Below are 18,901 nucleotides of genomic sequence, written 5' to 3' on the forward strand. Positions count from 1 at the left end.
AACCGGTATCCGTACCGGTCCGGGGCAGCCCCTTTTTTGGTCAGTAGGTGAGGACTCTGAGGCGGTCCCCCAACTGCTCCCACCCGAGGATCAGCGGCGTGTGGCCCCTGCGCACTGTCACCTGGAGATCGGGCAGCGCCAGCAGGGGTGTCAGGTCGAGCTCGGGGGCGGAGCGGCGTGCGGACAGCGTGAGACGGGTGATCCCGGGGAAGAGCCGACCGAGCAGTGCCAGGTGCGCGCTGTCCTGCGGGGCGGTGATGGCCAGTTCCCTGAGCGACATGACCGGCCGGTCGTCGGACACGAGGCCCTTCCAGGAGGTGAGGCCGAGCCTGAGCCGTGTGATCCGGCCGTGCTGCCGCACCGCAGCCACCGCGTCGTCGAGCGATACGGCCCGGGAGACCTGGAGATCCCGGAGGGACTCCCAGGCGGTGAGGCCGCCCAGGGCCACCGGGCGGTCGCTGCTGACTTTCAGGTGAGTCACCCCGGGATGGACGGGGAGCCGGCTCACCTGGCCCGACGCGAGGCGGCTGACCTCCAGGTAGCTCAGCGTGGGAAGGCCGGGAACGGGTGCCAGGAATTCGGTGGGCCGGTTCATGGCGTCCACGCTCAGCGCGATGAGTGAGGGCAGCTCGGCCAGCGCCGTGAGGCTCTGTACCGCGGGACAGGTGTCCAGCCCCAACTGCTGGAGGGTGCTCGCCTGTGCGCCGAGTGCGGAGAGGTCGGTGACATGCGGGTTCATGTGCAGGTAGAGCACTTCCAGCCGGAGTTCCGAGAGCGCCGTACGAAGCTCGTCCTGCGGCAGTTCGCCGGAGACGACGAGGTGCCTCAGGGACGGCAGATGGCGCAGGGCGCGCAGTTGTGCCCGCTGGGCCAGCACGAAGTGCTCGGCGAGGTCGTAGTGGGCCAGTACCCCGGCGGCGAACTCGTCCGGCGGGAAAGCGGACCAGTTCGTCGCCAGGCGGCTGACCGCCGAGGGATGCGCGGCCGACCACTCGCGAGCGTGCGGGATGGCGGCGCTGCCGCCGATCCTGCCGAGCAACTGCACCACGTGCCGGGCGAGCGGGCCATCGGTCGCCAGGCTCTCGGGCGGGGGCAGGAGGGCCAGTGCCGATTCGCCGAGCCGGGCGAGCGCGTGCACCTGGTCGTCGTCAGCGGGCGGGAACACGCCCTGCAGGGTGCACTGGACCCGCTCCCGTACCGGGCCGTCCAGCCAGGCCGCGTGCTGGGCGCACAGCGCGGCGAGGACCGGCAGGGTGGTGCGCTGGGCGGACTCCTCCGTGTGCGCGTTGCCCGCGTCCAGTAGACCGCTGACCAGCGAACCCAGCTCACGCCGTCCGCAATGCCCCGCCGCCAGCAGGATCACGTCCTGCCAGGACTCCTCGTCCGCGTGCCGCAGCAACTCGCCCAGGTGCTCGTCCTCGATGAGCTCCTTCGCGGCCAGGTAGTCCTGGAAGGTCCGGTGGATGAACTGGTAGGTGCCGTCGCCGTGCTCCTGGAGCAGGCCGCTGCGGTTGAGCAGGTGGGTGAGGATCTTCTCCGGCGGGCCCTGGGTGCTGACCCGTTCCATGCCCGCCAGCGCGCGGCCCAGCTGGCGCAGAGCCTGGTCCCGGGTGAACTCCGACTGGCCCTCGCGGACCAGCCAGACCGCGATCCGCTGGAGGAGTTGCGTGTGCTCCTCGACGGTCAGGTCGATGCCCTCGGGGTTCCCGATCCGGCGGCGGTGGTCGCGGTGGCCCAAGAGCATCTCCAGAGCCGATCGGTACAGCTTCCAGCGGGTCTCCGGAAGCAGGCCGTCGCGCAGGCGGTGCAGGGCGCAGATCACCGCACAGAGCAGTGGCGTACGCGCCAGGTCGCGGAGCGTGGAGTTCTGGTCGAACTGGCGGGAGAGGCCGCGTTCCAGTTCGTCCAGCCGCTCGTGATCGTCCTCCTCCGACAACCGGGCCGCCCGGTGCCAGGACGCCGCGAACGCCTGGATGTCCTCGTTCCGCATCGGCAGCAGACGTAACTCCGCGAAGTCCTCGGAGCGCAGCCAGTCCGCCTCGACGGCGAGCGGCCGTACGGTCACGACGCACCGGGTCTCCGGGTAGCGGGCCAGCAGCTGCGAGAGCCAGGTGTGCGCCTGCTCGCGCTCCTCCGGCGGCACCTCGTCCAGCCCGTCCACCAGCAGGAGTGCCCGGCCCGATTCCAGGACCCGGCCCGCCCAGCCCTCCGGGGCCGTATCGACCACCAGACCCGCCGCACCCGACAGCTCGGCCGGACCCGGGAACGTCATGCCTCGGGCCCGCAGGGTGCGCAGGGGAACCACGAAGGGGATCAGGCCGTTGAGCGGGGCCAGCGCGTCGCCCAGGGTGCGGGCCGAGGCGTGGGCGGCCAGCCACCACAGCAGCGTCGTCTTGCCCGCGCCCGCGTCGCCGCGGAGCAGCACCCGGGGGCGGTCCGCGAGGAGGTCGTCGATGCGCCGGGGGAGGGGCGGGCCGCCCGGGGCGGCCCGGTCCTGAGCCTGGGCCTCCAGGCTCAGATACGCCGTGTCCAGGTCCCATTCCCGGTCGTGCCGGCTCAGCTCGTCCAGCCCGAAGATCTTCGTCCGGCGGTAGGCGACGCCGAGCGCCTGCGCGTACTCCGCCTCGTACCGCAGGTCCTTCGGGAAGCTGCCGTGGACGCGCTCCTGGCGCAGGTCGATCCCGGTCCGCCGGCAGACGAGGCGGAAGGGCTTCGCGGCGAGGACCGGGCCGAGCGGCACGCATTCGACCCGCCGGCCGTCGCGCTGCCGGGGCACCTGGCGGGCCACGCCCAGGAGCACGTCCCCCATGAACACGGGGCCCCCGGAGAGTCCGGACAGGGCGGCCGGCTCGTCGTCGGGGCGGGCGGCGGGCGGGCCGTCCAGATCGCAGACCAGCAGGTCGCGGACCTGGCCCGCCACCGGCAGGACCGTCGCCGTGTACTGGTCCGCCTCCAGCCGCCGGTCGGGGCCGTAGCGCTGGACGCGCGGGAAGCCGGTGATCTCGCAGCCGGGTATCGCCTGGCGGGTGTCGACCACACCGAGCCGTACGGGCGGGACCGGACGCACCGGCTCGACGGTCTCCAGCAGGGCCACGTCCAGTCCGTAGTCGATCCAGGCGACGGTGGCCCCTACCCGGTCCGAAACCGCGGGATGCGCGACCAGGACGGACCCGGACTTGACCACATGGGCGCAGGTCAGGACGAGCCGGTCGGCGATGAGGACGCCGCTGCCCTGCTGGATCGCGGTGACGACCACCGTACGGTCGGCGGGGTGGACGGCGGGCGGGCTCACGGACGCGAGGCTCCGTCGCCGAACCCCGCCGTGGAGCCGTCGGGGGCGGCCCTCTCACCGGGCTCGCCCCCGGACCCCGCCGTCGCACCGCCGAACCCCGCCGTCGACCCGTCGTCCTCGGTCCCGATCTCCCACGCCTCGCCCGTCGCGGCGTTGCGCGGGGTCAGGGTGAAGGCGACCTTGTGCGTGCGGCCCGTGGCGCGGGCGGCGTCCGCGCCCGCCTCGACCACCCAGGCCTTCACCTTGCCGCCCGCCTTCGCCTCCCGGCGCAGTTCGAGGGTGAACTCCATCTGGATGTCGCCGACCGCGAAGGACACGGGGTGGTCCGTGGCCCGGGTCGCCGCGTCGATGAGCTGGTTGCGGATGGACGCGACGGCGTCCGCGAGCTCAATTCCGTCCAGTGCGTGGCTGTTCGCGGTCGTCATGGGGTCCCCCGGGGTGCGGTGCTCTTTCCCGTCAGCGTAGTGAAGCAGCGGGCCGAAGGTCCCGAATCGGACGGACTGAGGTCCCACCGGCGGTGACAAGGCGCACAGCCCGAAACATGCCTACTACCCGGGCCCGTAGCAGGGGCCGTGATCGGCCGCGGGACCTTCGGCCCGGTGTCGCCAGGCCCTTCGAGGTTCTGGGCGATACGGCCTTTTCGCGGTGCCATGTCCGGAAAAGGGTCCATGGAACAGGCGCTAAACGTCTTTCGCGCAAAGGATTCCGTCGCCCGCGGCGACCCCTTACGGAGGGACAAACTCGGTCAATTCCCCCACCCCTCTCTACGGCTTTTCTTCGTAGATGGGGTGTTTGAGCATCGGCCGGGGGGCGGGTTACCAAGGTTGAGCAAGCCCGGACAGCACGCCGGGTCCACTCACCTTCGGAGGACTTCCCCGTATGAAGCGCGCAACGAACCAGCACACCATCCGCCCGACCGCCTTCCGCGTCCGTGGTGCCGTCCTGGCCGCCGGCCTGGGAGCGACCGTGGTGCTGGGTGCCGGAACGGCGTTCGCCTCCAGCGGCACCGCCGCCGCTGCCCCCCTTGCCACGAGCACGACCGCCGAGTCGGTCGCCCAGCAGGCGGCCGCGCAGGCCAAGGCCGCGGACGCGGCGAAGAAGGCGGCCGCGAAGAAGGCCTCCGACGCCAAGAAGAAGGCCGAGGACAAGAAGAAGGCGGCGAAGAAGAACGCCGCCTCCTGGAAGGCCCCGGTCAAGAAGTACAAGCTGACCGCCAGCTACGGCACCGGCGGCGCCCGCTGGGCCGCCAAGCACTCCGGCCAGGACTTCGCCGTGCCGGTCGGCACCAAGGTCGTGGCCGCCCACACCGGCACCGTCGTGAAGGCCGGCCCGAACGGCGCCGGTGACGGTCCCGCGTACGGCAACGCCGTCGTGATCAAGCACTCCAACGGCAAGTACTCGCAGTACGCGCACCTGTCGAAGATCAACGTGAAGATCGGCCAGAAGGTCAAGACGGGCCAGAAGATCGCCCTGTCCGGCAACACCGGCAACTCCAGCGGCCCGCACCTGCACTTCGAGATCCGCACCACCCCGAACTACGGCTCGGCGCTGAACCCGGCCGCGTTCCTCCGCTCGGTGCACGTCTCCATCTGATCCGGCCGGCGTAACCGCGCGGCCGCCCCCGGGCCGGAGCCCAGGCGCCCAGCGCCGCACGGCTCCCGGCCCTCGCAGGGACCCGGCACCCCGGCCCTCGCAGGGACCCGGCACCCCGGCCCTCGCAGGGACCCGGTATCCCGGCCCTCGCAGGGACCCGGTATCCCGGCCCTCGCAGGGACCCGGTATCCCGGCCCTCGCAGGCACCCGGTATCCCGGCCCTCGCAGGCACCCGGTATCCCGGCCCTCGCGGGGACCCGGTATCCCGGCCCTCGCAGGGACCCGGCACCCCGGAGAGCTCTGCGCCTGTCGGCCGCGCAGCACAACCGAAGAGCGTTCAGTGGACCCGTTACACCCCGGTACCCGGGGCGTGCGCCCGGGTCACCCGACCGACGGCGACGTCGAGGACAGCCTCACGGCTCACTCCTCGGGGTCGCCGTCGGCGTTCCCCCCTTTCCCCGCCGCCCCTTCACCCGTGGGCGCGGGTCAGTCCGAGGGCTGCCGCTGGTCCGCCATCCGCAGCACCGGGAAGCTCCCCGTCACCGTCGGCGCGTGCTCCGGCAGCCACAGCACCGCGATCGCCCCGCCCGTGCCCTCCGCCGCACCCGAGGGCGCCGCGTTGCGGAAGGTCAGCCGGGCCCCGAGCACCCTCGCCTGGCCCGCCGCGATCGTCAGCCCCAGCCCGTGTCCGTGCCCGGCCCGGTCCACGCTTCCGGTACGGAACCGGCTCGGCCCGTCCCGCAGCAGCTCCTCCGGGAACCCCGGACCGTGGTCGCGGACCCGGACCACCCGGCCCTCGACCGAGACCTCCACCGGGGTCGAGCCGTGCTTGGCGGCGTTCCCCAGGAGATTGCCGAGGATGCGCTCCAGCCGGCGCGGGTCGGTGGAGACCCACGACTCATGGATGACCCGCACGGTCACATCGGGGTCCAGCAGGGCGATCCGACGGCTGACGAACTCCCCGAGCGGCAGCTCCTGGAGTTCCGCCCGCTCCGACGCGCTGTCCAGGCGGGCCACCTCCAGCACGTCCTCGACCAGCGTCCGCATCGCCTGGGCCCGGTCCCGTACCAGCTCGGTGGGGCGCCCCGGCGGAAGCAGCTCGGCCGCCGTCAGCAGCCCGGTCACCGGGGTGCGCAGCTCGTGGGCGATGTCGGCGGTGACCCGGCGCTCCGCCTCGATCCGCTCGTTCAGCGCGTCGGTCAGCGCGTCGACGGCCCGCGCCAGCTCGTCCGTCTCGTCACGTACGACCCCGCCGACGGCCTCCCTGACCCGTACGTCCGTCTGCCCCTGGGCGACCCGGCCCGCCGCGGCCGCCGCCTTGCGCAGCCGCCGCGAGAGCTGGCCGCCGATCAGCACGCCGAGCGCGCAGCCGCCGAAGACCACCGAGACCGAGCCGATGATCAGGGCCCGGTCCAGATCGTCCATGATCGTGGCGGAGCGGTCCGCGAACCGGGTGTGCAGGGACAGCACGTCACCGCCCGCCAGCGGCACGGCCGCCCAGACCTCGGGGACCCCGTCGGCCCCCTGCTCGACATGGGTGGCCCGCCGGTTCTTGCGGACCTCGTCGCGCAGGCTCGGCGGGATCGTCGGGTCGTTGAGCTTCGCCCCGAACTTCGGCCCGCCCTTCTGCATGCTCGTCGCCTCGTAGAAGCGCTGGGCCCCCAGCAGCCGCTCCAGCTGCACCTCGCGGGCGTTCTCGATCATGGAGACCCGGGCCGCGTTGTGCACCACGAGGCTCAGCGCCACCGCGACGAGCGCGCCGACCGTCGCGATGGCGATGCTGATCTTCCAGCGGACACCGGTCCGCAGGGCCAGCCGCTTCACGGGCCCACCACCGGCCGCTCCACGCGCGAAGGCCGTGTCTGTGCCTGTGTCTGTCGCGTCCGCATGTGCGAGGGCAGCGTCCGTGCCTGTGCCTGCCGCGTCCGCACCCGCGACGGCCTCGTCCGTGCCGGTGCCCGTCGCACCCGCGACGGCCCCGGCCGCACTCGTGCCCAGCTCATCCGCACTCGTGCCCGTCCCCTCCGCACTCGTGCCCGGCTCATCCGCGCAGCTTGTAGCCGAAGCCGCGGACCGTGTCGATCCGGTCCTGGCCGATCTTGGTGCGCAGCCGCTGGACATGGACGTCCACGACCCGGGTGTCCCCGCCCCAGCCGTAGTCCCACACCCGCTCCAGGAGCCGGTCACGGGACAGGACCGTGCCGGGTGCGGACGAGAACTCCAGCAGCAGCCGCATCTCGGTGGGCGTCAGCGCCACCTGCTCACCGGCGCGCCGCACCTCCATACCGTCCGTGTCGACCTCCAGATCGCCGAAGACCAGCACCCCGCCGAGCGCCCCCGAGCCCTCCGCCTCCGTACCGGCCGGACCGGCGCCGTCCGGTCCGGCCGCGTGGCCGAAGCGGCGCAGCACCGCCCGGATACGGGCGACCAGCACCGCCCCGTCGAAGGGCTTGGTCACGTAGTCGTCGGCGCCGGCCTCCAGGCCGAGCACCACGTCGATCGAGTCGGCCCGCGCGGAGAGCATGATCACCGGTACGGTCGACTCGTCCCGGATGCGGCGGCACAGGCTCACCCCGTCCAGGCCCGGCACCATCACGTCGAGCAGGGCGATGTCCGGCCGGTGGGAGCGGAACGACTCCAGCCCCTGGAGCCCGTCGGGCATCGCGGTGACCGTGAAGCCGACCCGCTCCAGGGCGAGCTGGGTGGCCTCGCGGATCACGTCGTCGTCCTCGACAAAGAGGACGTGGGTCTCAGCCATGGGGCTGCTTCTCGCTTTCCGTTCCCGCCCGGTTCCACCGGCGCGACATCGTTCCCGTCCGGGGCCGCCGTACGGCTTCCCGCTCAGCTCCACCGGTTCGGCTCCCCGGCCGGGGCCACCGTCACGGCGTTCCGTCCGGTGTCACCGTCACGGCGTTCCGCCCGGGGTCAGTTCCTGCCCGGATTCGCCGGCCCGTCCCCCGGATCCGGTTCCACCGGTTCCGGCTGCACGGGCAGCTCGCCGTCCGTGCCCTCGACGGCACGGCTGAAGTCGTTGTGCACCCGGTCGTGCTCGGTGAAGCGGTCGCTCGCCCAACGGTAGGTGACCACTTCCGAGCCGGACGGGGACGCCAGCGGATCCCTCGATCCGTAGACCTGGGTCGTCACCACCAGATCGCCCCGGTCGATCGTTCCGTACACGGCCGGAACCTCGGCGGTGAAGACGTTCTCGTACGAGCCGTCGTCGTCCGCCCGGTACACGTACGTTCCGACGCTCACCGAGTCGGCGCAGCTCATCACGTTGACCACCACGTCCGCGGCCGGGCCGCCGGTCATCGACCCGTAGGAGGTGTCGATCGGATAGGCCTTGCCCGCGCAGGGCTTGAGCCCCTCCCTGACCCGCTCGCCCACCTTGGGGTCGTTCCGCAGGAGGCGCACGGCGTCGACCCGCCGCACCGGCGGGGTCGTCCCGGACGGGCTGGGCCGCTGGGTGATCTGGGCGACCGGCTGACTGCCGGCCGGGCCCTCGTCTCGGGTGCCGGTGCCGCCCGTGGAGCAGCCCACGCCGAACAGCCCGAAGGCGACGAGTCCGGCCAAGGCCGTGCCACTCGCCGCCGTACCGCCCCGGAAACGCGGCCTCCGGGGCGGTCTCCCCGGCTCCTCGCCGTCCCCGGGACCGCCGTCCCCACCGCTGCTGCCGCTCAGGCCGCGCACCGCTCCATCCCCCGCTCGTCGTGGCGCCCGTTCCGCTGCGCCGGCGTGTGTGCCTTCGCCCCCGGCACCGACGTGAGCGGCGACCGCTGGGCGGGGACACGGGCGGAGGTGACCGGCGCCACGCCCCGGTGCTCCCGGGCGACCGCCTCGCGGCTGTCCAGCTCGCGGCTCTCCAGCTCCTGGCGCAGCCGCGCGAGGGCCCGGTGCAGCGTGCTCTTGACCGTACCGGCCGACATGCCGAGCGCCGCGGCCGTCTCCTCCGTGCTCATCTGCTCCCAGTGTCGCAGCACGACGACGCTCCGCTGCTTCGGAGCCAGAATCCCGAGGATGTCCATCAGCAGGGCGCGGTCCGCGCGCTGCTCGCTGCCGTCGTCGACGCTCGCGTCGGGCAGCTGCTCGGTCGGGACCTCTTCGAGCTTGCGCGCCCGCCACCACTCCGTGCGGGTGTTGATCATGACGCGGCGCAGATAGGCGTCGGCCAGCGACTTGTCGGCGATGCCGTCCCACCGGCCGTAGGTGCGCACCAGGGCGGTCTGGAGCAGGTCCTGGGCGTCGACGGGATCGGGAACCAGACGGCGCGCGCTGCGCAGCAGCGCGTCCTGCCGTGTGCGTACGTAGTCCTCGAACGCGAGCACCTCGCCCTGCGCCATGACAACCGCCTCCGTCCCCGATGAACCCCGTGGTCACTGCTGTCCCAGAGGCTACGGAGGCGTTGTCACGGCGTTGTGCGGAGCAGCCGTAGGCCGGTGCACGGCTGCCCATCGGTTGTGTAACAGCGGGGGCCGGAGCCCCGAGGACGTCGGCGGGACGGTGGGGCCGGAGCCCCCGGAACGTCGGCCGGACGGTGGGGCCGGAGCCCCGGAGACGTCGGCGGGACGGTCAGGTGCGGGGCCCCGGAAGCACGGGCGGGATCAGGTCAGCGGCAGCCGGTACCGGCCGTCGGCCAGCGGTTCGACCAGGCCGTCCGACACCAGCCCGTCCAGCGCCCGGGCCCGCTGCACCGGCTCCTCCCACACCGCGTCCAGCGCCGCCTGCGGTACGGGGTTCACCGCGTCCCGCAGCACCGCCAGCAGCCGCCCGCGCACCTGGCGGTCGGTACCGGCGTACGTCTGGCCCTTGCGCGGCGGACCCTCGTGCGCGGGCTTCCCGGCCAGCCGCCAGGCACACCGCGAGGCGATCGGGCACCGGTCGCAGTCCTCGTTGCGCGCGGTGCACACGAGGGCGCCCAGCTCCATCGTGGCCGCCGCCCACTTCGCCGCCCGCTCGTCCTCGTCCGGCAGGAGTGCGCGGGCGAGCTTGCGCTCGGCGGCCGTCGTCGCGTTCGGCGGGTACTGCACCCCGGTCGCGGCGCGGGCGAACACCCGGCGGACGTTCGTGTCGAGCACCGCGTGCCGCTGTCCGTACGCGAACGAGGCCACGGCCGCCGCCGTGTACTCGCCGATCCCGGGCAGCGCCAGCAGCTGGGCGTGCTCGCTCGGCACGTCGCCGCCGTGCCGTTCCGTTATCGCCTGCGCGGCGCCGTGCAGGCGCAGCGCGCGGCGCGGGTAGCCGAGCCTGCCCCAGGCGCGGACCGCCTCACCGGGGGCCTCGGCGGCCAGGTCGGCGGGGCGGGGCCAGCGGGCGAGCCACTGTTCGTACACCGGCAGGACCCGGCTCACCGGGGTCTGCTGCAGCATGAACTCGCTGACCATCACGCCCCAGGCGCCCGCTTCGGGGCGGCGCCAGGGCAGATCGCGGGCGTGCTGCTCGAACCACCCGATGACGGGGGTGTGGAGGGAGGCGGCGGCGGGGGGCGTCTGGGGTGAAGGGGAAGTCATGGCAGTCATGGCACTGACGATCCTGGCACGGAAGGCGGGGCGGGTGTCACGGACGCGGGGGTGTCGTCCCGCGCGGCGGGCCCACGGGGTGACAACGCCACCCGTTCTGTCCCCTGTGACCGGGTCGCGGCCCCGTTCCCGTGATGATGATCGGCAAAACTTGTGAGCGGAGCGGCGGGTGAGGCCAGACGCGGCGCGGATCTCTCGTAGAGTTCGGCCCGTGGGATCTATGCGCAATCCGGTCGGTCCGCTTCCCTCCAGCATCTACTGGCGACGAAGGGCGGTAGCGGGACTTCTGGTTGCGCTGATCGCCGTGTTGATCGCCTGGGCGGTGACATCCGGCGGCGGTGGCGGCGGCGGGGGCGACGACGCCAAGCCCGGCGGCTCCGACCCGGTCGAGTCGATCACCCCCGGACCGGGCAGCTCCGGTCCCGCGATCAGCCAACAGCCGGGCGGCCGCGACGAGTCGGACGACGAGGACGGCTCGGGTGGCTCCTCCGGCGGTTCGGCTGACGGCGGCGCGTCCGACGGATCGTCAGCAGGCGGTGCTGATACGGGCGCTGCGGATGCGTCGGGTGCGGGGTCGGCCGGTCCGGACGGCGACGGCGGTGCGGGCCGGCAGGTTCCGGCCGGGTCCCCGCTTCCCGAATGCAAGCCCGCGGCGGTGGAGTTGAGCCTGCGGACGAAGGTCAGTTACGGCCCCGACGACAAGCCGAAGTTCGAACTCATCGCGAAGAACACGTCGTCGACGACGTGCAAGGCCGACTTCGGCCCGAAGAACGCGGTGCTCACCGTCACCGAGGCGGGCGGCGAGGACGACGACCCGATCTGGTCCTCGAAGGACTGCCCCGCGGCGGCGGGCCCGCTGTTCCTGAAGGTGCCGGCGGGGGCGACGGTGATCCACACGGTGGACTGGAACCGCACCCTGTCCGCGCCGGGCTGTGCGACGCCGCCGTCCGGGAAGGCGGGCCCGGGAACGTACCTCCTGGAGGCGAAGGCCCCCGGCGAGCCGGTCCAGCGGGCGTCGTTCGTCCTGGCGAAGGACTGAGCCCGGTCCCCTTGCTCAGGGGGCCGGGCGGGCCCGGAAACCCGGTCCGTCCGGCGCTCGGGGACGGAACCGTCTAGCCGGGCGGGCGCTGCCCCTACGGGGCCGGCGACGATGCGGGCCCGTCCCCGCGTTCGGGGACGGAACCGTCCACGCGGTCGGGCCCTGCGCTCACGGCCCCGGGCGGGCCCGGAAAACCAAGCCCGTCCGGCGCTTGAGGGCCCCACCCTCCGCGGGGACGAGCGCTGCGCCGAAGGGCCCGCGCCGGTCCCGTACAGGCACCGACCAGCGGACCGCGGGAGTCCGCACCCGCACCGTGTGACGGGCTCCGGCCGCGCGGCCGGGCCTCAGACGTACCGCTCCAGGATCGACGACTCCGCCAGCCGTGACAGCCCCTCGCGAACACTCCGCGCCCGCGCCTCGCCGACCCCGTCCACCGCCTGGAGATCGTCCACGCTGGCGGCCAGCAGCTTCTGCAGCCCCCCGAAGTGCTCCACCAGCCGCTCGATGATCGCCCCCGGCAGCCGCGGCACCTTCGCCAGCAGCCGGAAGCCCCGCGGCGACACCGCCGAGTCCAGCGTCTCCGGCGAGCCGCTGTAGCCCAGCGCCCGCGCCACCACCGGCAGCTCCAGCAGCTCCGTGTGGGTCAGGGAGTCCAGCTCGGTCAGTGCCTCGGCCACCGTGCGCGACCGTTTCGCCGTCGGCTCGGGGACGTAGTCCCGGACGACCAGCTCCCGCTCCGGCTCCACCCCCGCGATCAGCTCGTCGAGCTGGAGGGAGAGCAGCCGTCCGTCGGTGCCGAGCTCGACCACGTACTCCGCGATCTCCGTCGCGATCCGCCGCACCATCTCCAGCCGCTGCGCCACCGCCGTCACGTCCCGGACGGTGACCAGGTCCTCGATCTCCAGCGCGGACAGCGTGCCCGCGACCTCGTCGAGACGCAGCTTGTACCGCTCCAGCGTGGCGAGCGCCTGGTTGGCCCGGGACAGGATCGCGGAGGACTCCTCCAGGACCCGGCGCTCCCCGTCCACGTACAGCGCGATCAGCCGCATCGACTGGGAGACCGAGACGACGGGGAAGCCGCACGCCTTGGAGACCCGGTCCGCCGTACGGTGCCGGGTGCCCGTCTCCTCCGTGGGGATCGACGCGTCCGGGACCAGCTGCACACCGGCCCGCAGGATCTTGGTCATGTCCTTGTCGAGGATCAGCGCTCCGTCGAGCTTGCACAGCTCGCGCAGGCGCGTCGCCGTGAACTCCACGTCCAGCACGAACCCGCCGGTGCACATCGACTCGACGGTCCGGTCCATGCCCAGCACGATCAGGCCGCCGGTATTGCCGCGCAGAATGCGCTCCAGGCCGTCCCGCAGGGCCATACCGGGCGCGACCGCGCTCAGCGAGGCGCGCATCAGCGCCTCGTTACCGGTGCCTTGGCCGGACTTTCCGGGCGTCGTCGCCCGGTCGTTGGCTGCCACTGCACTCCTCCGGTCACAGGTTTGCGGTGCCCTTGCGTCCCCCATGCCGTGTCCACGGGCGGGCGAGACCAGGGCAAAGTCTACCGGCGCGTGTTGTCTTCCTGACGAGGCTGCGGCGCCTCCTGGCGAGAGCGGCGCGGGAGGACCCGCAGGGCGTCGCCCATGTCGGCGACTTCCGTGACCTTCATACCGGCCGGGACCCTCCCCGGGTCGGTCGGTACGAGGGCGTGGGTGAAGCCCAGACGATGGGCCTCGGCCAGCCTCCGCTGCACCCCGGTGACCCTTCTGACCTCGCCCGCGAGCCCCACCTCGCCGATCGCGACGAGGTTCTTCGGGAGCGGGGTGTCGCTGGCCGCGCTGGCCAGCGCGAGGGCGACCGCCAGGTCGGCGGCGGGCTCGGTGAGCTTCACGCCGCCCACCGTCGCGCTGTAGATGTCCCGCTTGCCGAGCGCGCTGATCCGGCCCCGCTGCTCCAGCACGGCGAGCATCATGGAGACCCGGGAGGTCTCCAGGCCGGAGGTCGTGCGCCGGGGCGAGGGGATCTGCGAGTCCACGGTGAGCGCCTGGACCTCGGCGACCAGGGGCCGCTTGCCCTCCAGCGTCACCGTCAGGCAGGTGCCCGGCACGGCGACGTCGCGGCGGGTCAGGAACAGGCCCGAGGGGTCGGCGAGACCCGTGATGCCCTCGTCGTGCAGCTCGAAGCAGCCGACCTCGTCGGTCGCCCCGTAGCGGTTCTTGACGCCGCGCACCAGCCGCAGCCGGGCGTGCCGGTCGCCCTCGAAGGACAGCACCACGTCCACCAGGTGCTCCAGCAGCCGGGGCCCGGCGATCGCGCCGTCCTTGGTGACGTGGCCGACGAGCAGCGTGGCCATCCCGCGCTCCTTGGAGGCCCGGATCAGCGCCCCGGCCACCTCCCGGACCTGGGCCATCCCGCCGGGCGCGCCGTCGATCTCGGGCGAGGCGACCGTCTGCACCGAGTCCAGGATCAGCAGCGACGGCTTGACCTCGTCCAGATGCGCGAGCACCGCCGACAGGTCCGTCTCCGCCGCGAGGTAGAGGTGGTCGTTGATCGCCCTGATCCGGTCGGCCCGCAGCCGGACCTGGCTCGCGGACTCCTCGGCGGTCACGTACAGCGTGCGGTGGGCGTCGCTCGCCGCCTTGGCCGCCACGTCCAGCAGCAGCGTCGACTTGCCGACGCCCGGCTCGCCCGCCAGCAGAACGACCGCGCCCGGCACCAGCCCGCCGCCCAGCACCCGGTCGAGCTCGCCGACGCCGGTGGAGCGCGCGGTGGCCGTCCGGCTGTCGACCTGGCCGATCGGCAGCGCGGCGGTGGAGACCCGGCCCGCCGCGGTCGTGCGTACGGCGGGGGCGCCGCCGAACTCCTCCACCGTCCCCCAGGCCTGGCACTCGGGGCAACGGCCGAGCCATTTGGCGGTCGTCCAGCCGCATTCGGTGCAGCGGTAGGACGGCCGGTCCTTCGCGGATTTCGTACGGGCAGCCATGGCGTCACCGTATCGGTGGGGTACGACAACACCGCCCCGGCGGTCGGCGTGCCCAGCCCGGCCGTCGGCCCGCACGCCCCGGCGCTCGCCCTGCACGCCCCGCCGCGCGCAGGGCGCACGGAAGCACTCCGGAGCACTTCGGGGGGAATCCAGGATCTCTGTCCGCTTTCCCAACTCTTTCGAGGGATACATTCACCCGTAAGGATTAAATGTACTCAAGGGGCACTTGAGGCATGCGCTCCGTTGCCTACGGTCGCCGGGTGACGAGCAGCAGGCTGGAGACCCCGACGCACACCACCGGCGCACACCGGGCGCACCGCCGAGGAACCGACGCCCCGGCACAGCGACCGCCCGCACGTTGCGAGCCGTATCTCGACGGCCTCTTCACGTACTGCCTCTCCGTGCTCTGCGACCACGACGCGGCCACCGAAGCGCTCGGCGCCGTCCTGGCGATCGCGGACCGGCAGGACGCCCGGGGCCCCACCGCCGAGGAGGAACGTCAATCCTGGCTCTACGCGCTGGCCCGGTGGACCTGCCGGCGGGCGCTGACCGAGCGCAGGCGCGGCCGTCAGGCCCACCGCCGCCCCTCGGGGACGGTCAAGCCACCCCGTACGGCCAAGGCCTCCGAGACCCGCAACGAGACCAGCGCCACTGCTCCTACCGGCACCGCGACCGGAAGCACCCCCGGGGCGCGCACCGCCCGCCGCACGCCGGAGCACACCGCGCCCGCCACCCCCGCCACCCCCGAGGACGCCGCCACTCCCGCCCCCGCCGAGTCACCGGCCGCCGAGGCCCGCCGCAGGGAACTCGCCACACTCGCCTGGCCCGAGGCCGCGGGCACCACCCCCGAGCAGCGCGAAGCCCTCGAACTGGCCGTACGCCACCGCCTCCCCCCGCGCGCCGTCGCCGCCGTGCTCAGTCTTGAGCCGGCCACCGCCCGGGAGCTGCTGGCCGCCGCGGCCTGCGAGGTGGAGCGCACCCGCGCCGCCCTCGCCGTCGTCGAGGGCGGCGACTGCCCCACCGTCGCCCGGCTCACCGGCGACCACCAGGTGCTGCTCTCCGCCGCCCTGCGACGCGAGCTCGTCCGGCACGTCGACGACTGCCCCCGCTGCCGCCGTGCCGCCGAACGCGCCGACGCTGCGGGCCCCTGGCCCGGAGCGGCCCTGGCCCCCGTCGCCGCCCTGCCCCTCGTGGAGGCCCCCCGCCCCTCCGTGTACGTCGCGATGGCCCAGGCCCACCGCTCGCGCGCCGCGGGCCCCCGCTTCGACCGGAGCGGCTATCCGCTCGACCCCAAGGACCAGGCCGCCCGCCGCGACCGGCTGCGCGCCCGGGTCGTGACGACCACGGTCGTCGCGACCGTGGTCGCCGCCCCCGTGATCGCCCTCTGGGCCGCCTACCGGGGGGCGCCGCAGACCGGCGAGGGCCACGACGGCGCCTCGGTCACCGCCACGGAGGTGGACGGCGCCGACGGTATGAGCGGTGACCCGTACGACCCCGAGAACACCGGCCACGGCCGCCCCGGTGACCGCTTCGGCGCCCGTGTCCCGGACGTCACCGCCGAGGTGGTCGGTGCCGGTGGCGCGGAGCGGGGCGACGCCCGGCTGACGGTGACGGCCCGGACCTCCGGGGCCGTCACGACGATCACGCTGACCAACCCCGGCCGGGAGCCGGTCGGCTGGTCGGCGGCGACGGACGCCTCGTGGCTGCGCCTGAGCCGTACGGCGGGCACGCTCGCGGCCGGGCGGTCCACCACGATCGCGGTGTCGGTGATCGGGGACGCGCAGCCGGCCGGGCCGTGGCGGGCCCGCGTCTCGCTGACCCCCCAGGGTTCCGCCGTACTCATCGACGGCCACGGCGTCACCGCTCCGCCCACGGGCGGCCCGCGCCCCACGCGCCCCGGTGCGGAATCGCCCCGCCCCACGGATCCCGGTCCCACGGATCCCGGCCCGACCGACCCGGGCCCCACGGATCCCGGTCCCACGGATCCCGGCCCGACCGACCCGGGGCCCACCGACCCCGGTCCCACCGATCCGGGCACCCCCGACCCCACGGACCCGCCGGACCCGACCGATCCGCCCGACCCCACGGACCCGCCCGAACCGACGCCGGACCCGACCGACCCGAGCCCCACGGACCCGTCCCCGGCCGATCCGGCCCCGACGAGCTGAGAGAAGAGGGTCCGGGGGAGGGGGCGGGAGGGGGGAGAGGGCTGAGGGAAGGGGAGGACGACGGGGCCCGGGAGATGGCCCGGCAGATGTGGCGTCCTCCCGGCCCGCTTCCCCCGACCCGCTTCCCGGGGCCCGCTACCCCGGACCCCGGGCTGAGGCCCCGGTCCGGGCCCCGGCTGCGGCTGCACCTCCGGTCCTCAGCCCCGACTCCCGGTCCCCCCCCGGCCCCCAGCCCTGACCCTCAGCCAGGCTTCAGGTCCGCCGGCCCCCAGCCCCCCGCCCCGGCCCCCGCCCCTCAGCCCCGGCCTCAGGCGCCCGGGGCCTCAGGTCGCCCGGGCCCCGGCCCCGCCCCTCAGCCCTTCTTCCTCGCCGCGGGCAGCGGCGGGTCCGCCGGGTGCGGGGCCATCGGCAGCAGCGAGGACAGCCGTTCCTCGCACAGCTCGGCCAGCCGGTCGTAGCCCTCCTTGCCCATCAGCTCGATCAGCTCCGGGCGGTAGGACACGTACACCGGGTCACCGGCCCCGTGCGCCGAGGTGGCCGAGGTGCACCACCAGTGCAGGTCGTGGCCGCCCGGCCCCCAGCCCCGGCGGTCGTACTCCCCGATCGTCACCTGGAGCACCCGGGTGTCGTCCGGCCGGTCGATCCAGTCGTACGTCCGCCGCACCGGCAGCTGCCAGCACACGTCCGGCTTGGTCTCCAGCGGCTCCCTGCCCTCCCGCAGCGCCAGAATGTGCAGCGAGCAGCCCGCTCCGGCGGAGAATCCCGGCCGGTTCTGGAAGATGCAGGAACCCTCCCAGCGGCGCGTCTGGCGTTCGCCGTCCTCGTCGACGCCGACCCAGCCCGTCTGAGTACCGACGTCGTGGAACTGCCACAGCTCCGGCGTGAGCCTGGCCACGTGCTCCGCGACCCGCTTCTCGTCGTCCTCGTCGGAGAAGTGCGCGCCCAGCGTGCAGCAGCCGTCGTCGGCGCGGCCCGCCTGGATGCCCTGGCAGCCGCTGCCGAAGATGCAGGTCCAACGCGACGTCAGCCAGGTCAGATCGCAGCGGAAGACCTGTTCGTCGTCGGCCGGGTCGGGGAACTCCACCCAGGCCCGTGCGAAGTCGACGCCCTTCTCGTCGGCCGGGTCCGGTCCGTTCGCCTCCGGCGGTGACGTCTGCTTGTTCGCCTTCGGCTTCTTCGTGGCTTTGTCCTGCTTAGCCTTTTTCGTCTTTGGCACGCGCCCAGAGTAAGTCGCGCGGCGCAGTAGCGTTCCCGTATGAGACTCGGAGTCCTCGACGTGGGATCGAACACGGTTCATCTGCTGGTGGTCGACGCCCACCCCGGCGCCCGCCCGCTGCCCGCGCACTCGCACAAGGCCGAGCTCCGGCTCGCCGAACTCCTCGACGAGACCGGCGCGATCGGCCCCCTCGGCATCGACCGGCTCGTGTCGACGATCGCCGGTGCCGTCCAGGCCGCCGAGGACAAGGGGTGCGAGGACGTGCTGCCGTTCGCCACCTCCGCCGTGCGCGAGGCCACCAACGCGGACCAGGTGCTGGAGCGGGTGCGGATCGAGACCGGCGTCGACCTCGCCGTCCTCAGCGGTGAGGAGGAGGCCCGGCTCACCTTCCTGGCCGCCCGGCGCTGGTTCGGCTGGTCCGCGGGGAAGCTGCTGGTCCTGGACATCGGCGGCGGCTCCCTGGAGATCGCCTTCGGCATCGACGAGGAGCCCGACACCGCCGTCTCCCTGCCGCTCGGCGCGGGTCGCCTCACCAGCGCCTGGCTGCCGGACGACCCGGCCGGCCCCGAACAGGTCAGGGCGCTGCGCCGGCACGTCCGGGCCAGCATCGCGCGGACGGTGGGCGAGTTCAGCCGGGCCGGCCGCCCCGACCACGTCGTCGCCACCTCCAAGACCTTCAAGCAGCTCGCCCGGATCGCCGGAGCCGCCCGCTCCACCGAGGGCCTGTACGTCCAGCGCTCGCTGAGCCGCACGGCGCTGGAGGACTGGGTGCCCAAGCTGGCGGCGATGACCGTCGAGGAGCGCGGCCGGCTCCCCGGAGTCTCCGAGGGCCGGGCCGCCCAGCTGCTCGCCGGGGCGCTGGTGGCCGAGGGCGCGATGGACCTGTTCGGCGTCGACGAGCTGGAGATCTGCCCCTGGGCCCTGCGCGAGGGCGTCATCCTGCGCCGCCTCGACCACCTCCCGACGGAACGCGCCGCCCTGCCCGGCTGAGGCGGGGTGAGCCGGGCGGAGCCGTACCGGACGCGCCGCTTCGGTGACGTACGGTCACGGGTCCATGGCCCTGATCACTTTCGGCCAGGACCACTCGGAGTGGCGCATCGCTGCCC

Annotated in this window: 14 protein-coding genes; 4 read left to right on the forward strand and 10 right to left on the reverse strand. The window is 73.8% G+C overall.

The genetic code is table 11. The features are described 5' to 3' along the window. Positions 1-40: 40 nt before the first annotated feature. Complete coding sequence (locus tag KME66_RS19040; RefSeq protein WP_216324013.1) at positions 41-3,292, reverse strand: NACHT domain-containing protein; 3,252 nt, start codon at positions 3,290-3,292, stop codon at positions 41-43. Next, complete coding sequence (locus KME66_RS19045; protein ID WP_216324016.1) at positions 3,289-3,717, reverse strand: trypco2 family protein; 429 nt, start codon at positions 3,715-3,717, stop codon at positions 3,289-3,291. The genes KME66_RS19040 and KME66_RS19045 overlap by 4 nt, the downstream gene beginning before the upstream one ends. Positions 3,718-4,171: 454 nt before the next feature. Here KME66_RS19045 and KME66_RS19050 point away from each other — a divergent pair, with 454 nt between their 5' ends. After that, positions 4,172-4,885 (forward strand): M23 family metallopeptidase, encoded by a 714-nt coding sequence (locus tag KME66_RS19050; protein WP_073225744.1) that lies wholly within the window; start codon positions 4,172-4,174, stop codon positions 4,883-4,885. A gap of 486 nt (positions 4,886-5,371) precedes the next feature. Here the strand turns inward: KME66_RS19050 and cseC are convergent, their stop codons facing one another. The 5 genes from cseC to KME66_RS19075 form a co-directional block, all read right to left on the reverse strand. After that, complete coding sequence (gene cseC / locus KME66_RS19055; RefSeq protein WP_216324018.1) at positions 5,372-6,709, reverse strand: two-component system sensor histidine kinase CseC; 1,338 nt, start codon at positions 6,707-6,709, stop codon at positions 5,372-5,374. Between the two features lie 217 nt (positions 6,710-6,926). Next, positions 6,927-7,643 (reverse strand): two-component system response regulator CseB, encoded by a 717-nt coding sequence (gene cseB / locus KME66_RS19060; protein WP_216324020.1) that lies wholly within the window; start codon positions 7,641-7,643, stop codon positions 6,927-6,929. A 167-nt stretch (positions 7,644-7,810) separates the two neighbouring features. After that, on the reverse strand, positions 7,811-8,458 hold the full coding sequence (locus KME66_RS19065; protein WP_216329461.1) for a hypothetical protein: 648 nt from the start codon (positions 8,456-8,458) through the stop codon (positions 7,811-7,813). A 104-nt stretch (positions 8,459-8,562) separates the two neighbouring features. Next, positions 8,563-9,225 carry a SigE family RNA polymerase sigma factor gene (locus KME66_RS19070; protein WP_216324023.1) on the reverse strand — a complete coding sequence of 221 codons (663 nt, stop codon included), beginning with the start codon at positions 9,223-9,225 and terminating at the stop codon, positions 8,563-8,565. Positions 9,226-9,486: 261 nt separating this feature from the next. Then, entirely contained in the window at positions 9,487-10,401 is a 915-nt protein-coding gene (locus KME66_RS19075; RefSeq protein WP_216324027.1) for an A/G-specific adenine glycosylase, read from the reverse strand. A 304-nt stretch (positions 10,402-10,705) separates the two neighbouring features. Between KME66_RS19075 and KME66_RS19080 the strand changes: the two genes are divergently transcribed. Then, complete coding sequence (locus tag KME66_RS19080) at positions 10,706-11,440, forward strand: hypothetical protein (protein WP_216324030.1); 735 nt, start codon at positions 10,706-10,708, stop codon at positions 11,438-11,440. Between the two features lie 344 nt (positions 11,441-11,784). Here KME66_RS19080 and disA read toward each other — a convergent pair whose 3' ends face one another. Further along, positions 11,785-12,909 carry a DNA integrity scanning diadenylate cyclase DisA gene (gene disA / locus KME66_RS19085; protein ID WP_073225728.1) on the reverse strand — a complete coding sequence of 375 codons (1,125 nt, stop codon included), beginning with the start codon at positions 12,907-12,909 and terminating at the stop codon, positions 11,785-11,787. A gap of 80 nt (positions 12,910-12,989) precedes the next feature. Then, entirely contained in the window at positions 12,990-14,411 is a 1,422-nt protein-coding gene (radA, locus tag KME66_RS19090) for a DNA repair protein RadA (RefSeq protein ID WP_073226325.1), read from the reverse strand. 233 nt (positions 14,412-14,644) lie between these two features. Between radA and KME66_RS19095 the strand changes: the two genes are divergently transcribed. Further along, complete coding sequence (locus KME66_RS19095) at positions 14,645-16,579, forward strand: hypothetical protein (RefSeq protein ID WP_216324033.1); 1,935 nt, start codon at positions 14,645-14,647, stop codon at positions 16,577-16,579. A gap of 352 nt (positions 16,580-16,931) precedes the next feature. Here KME66_RS19095 and KME66_RS19100 read toward each other — a convergent pair whose 3' ends face one another. After that, positions 16,932-17,795 carry a hypothetical protein gene (locus KME66_RS19100; protein ID WP_073225724.1) on the reverse strand — a complete coding sequence of 288 codons (864 nt, stop codon included), beginning with the start codon at positions 17,793-17,795 and terminating at the stop codon, positions 16,932-16,934. A gap of 39 nt (positions 17,796-17,834) precedes the next feature. On the opposite strand from KME66_RS19100, the gene KME66_RS19105 reads away from it, so the two are divergent. Continuing rightward, positions 17,835-18,785, forward strand: coding sequence for a Ppx/GppA phosphatase family protein (locus tag KME66_RS19105; RefSeq protein ID WP_073225722.1), 951 nt, complete (start codon positions 17,835-17,837; stop codon positions 18,783-18,785). Positions 18,786-18,901: the final 116 nt, after the last annotated feature.

This window comes from Streptomyces sp. YPW6, assembly GCF_018866325.1.
Lineage (GTDB): Bacteria > Actinomycetota > Actinomycetes > Streptomycetales > Streptomycetaceae > Streptomyces.

Coding starts and splice junctions, on each gene's coding strand:
- KME66_RS19045 (WP_216324016.1), bottom strand. CDS start 3,717: ATGACGACCGCGAACAGCCACGCACTGGACGGAATTGAGCTCGCGGAC.
- KME66_RS19050 (WP_073225744.1), top strand. CDS start 4,172: ATGAAGCGCGCAACGAACCAGCACACCATCCGCCCGACCGCCTTCCGC.
- cseB (WP_216324020.1), bottom strand. CDS start 7,643: ATGGCTGAGACCCACGTCCTCTTTGTCGAGGACGACGACGTGATCCGC.
- KME66_RS19070 (WP_216324023.1), bottom strand. CDS start 9,225: ATGGCGCAGGGCGAGGTGCTCGCGTTCGAGGACTACGTACGCACACGG.
- KME66_RS19075 (WP_216324027.1), bottom strand. CDS start 10,401: ATGACTGCCATGACTTCCCCTTCACCCCAGACGCCCCCCGCCGCCGCC.
- radA (WP_073226325.1), bottom strand. CDS start 14,411: ATGGCTGCCCGTACGAAATCCGCGAAGGACCGGCCGTCCTACCGCTGC.
- KME66_RS19095 (WP_216324033.1), top strand. CDS start 14,645: ATGCGCTCCGTTGCCTACGGTCGCCGGGTGACGAGCAGCAGGCTGGAG.
- KME66_RS19105 (WP_073225722.1), top strand. CDS start 17,835: ATGAGACTCGGAGTCCTCGACGTGGGATCGAACACGGTTCATCTGCTG.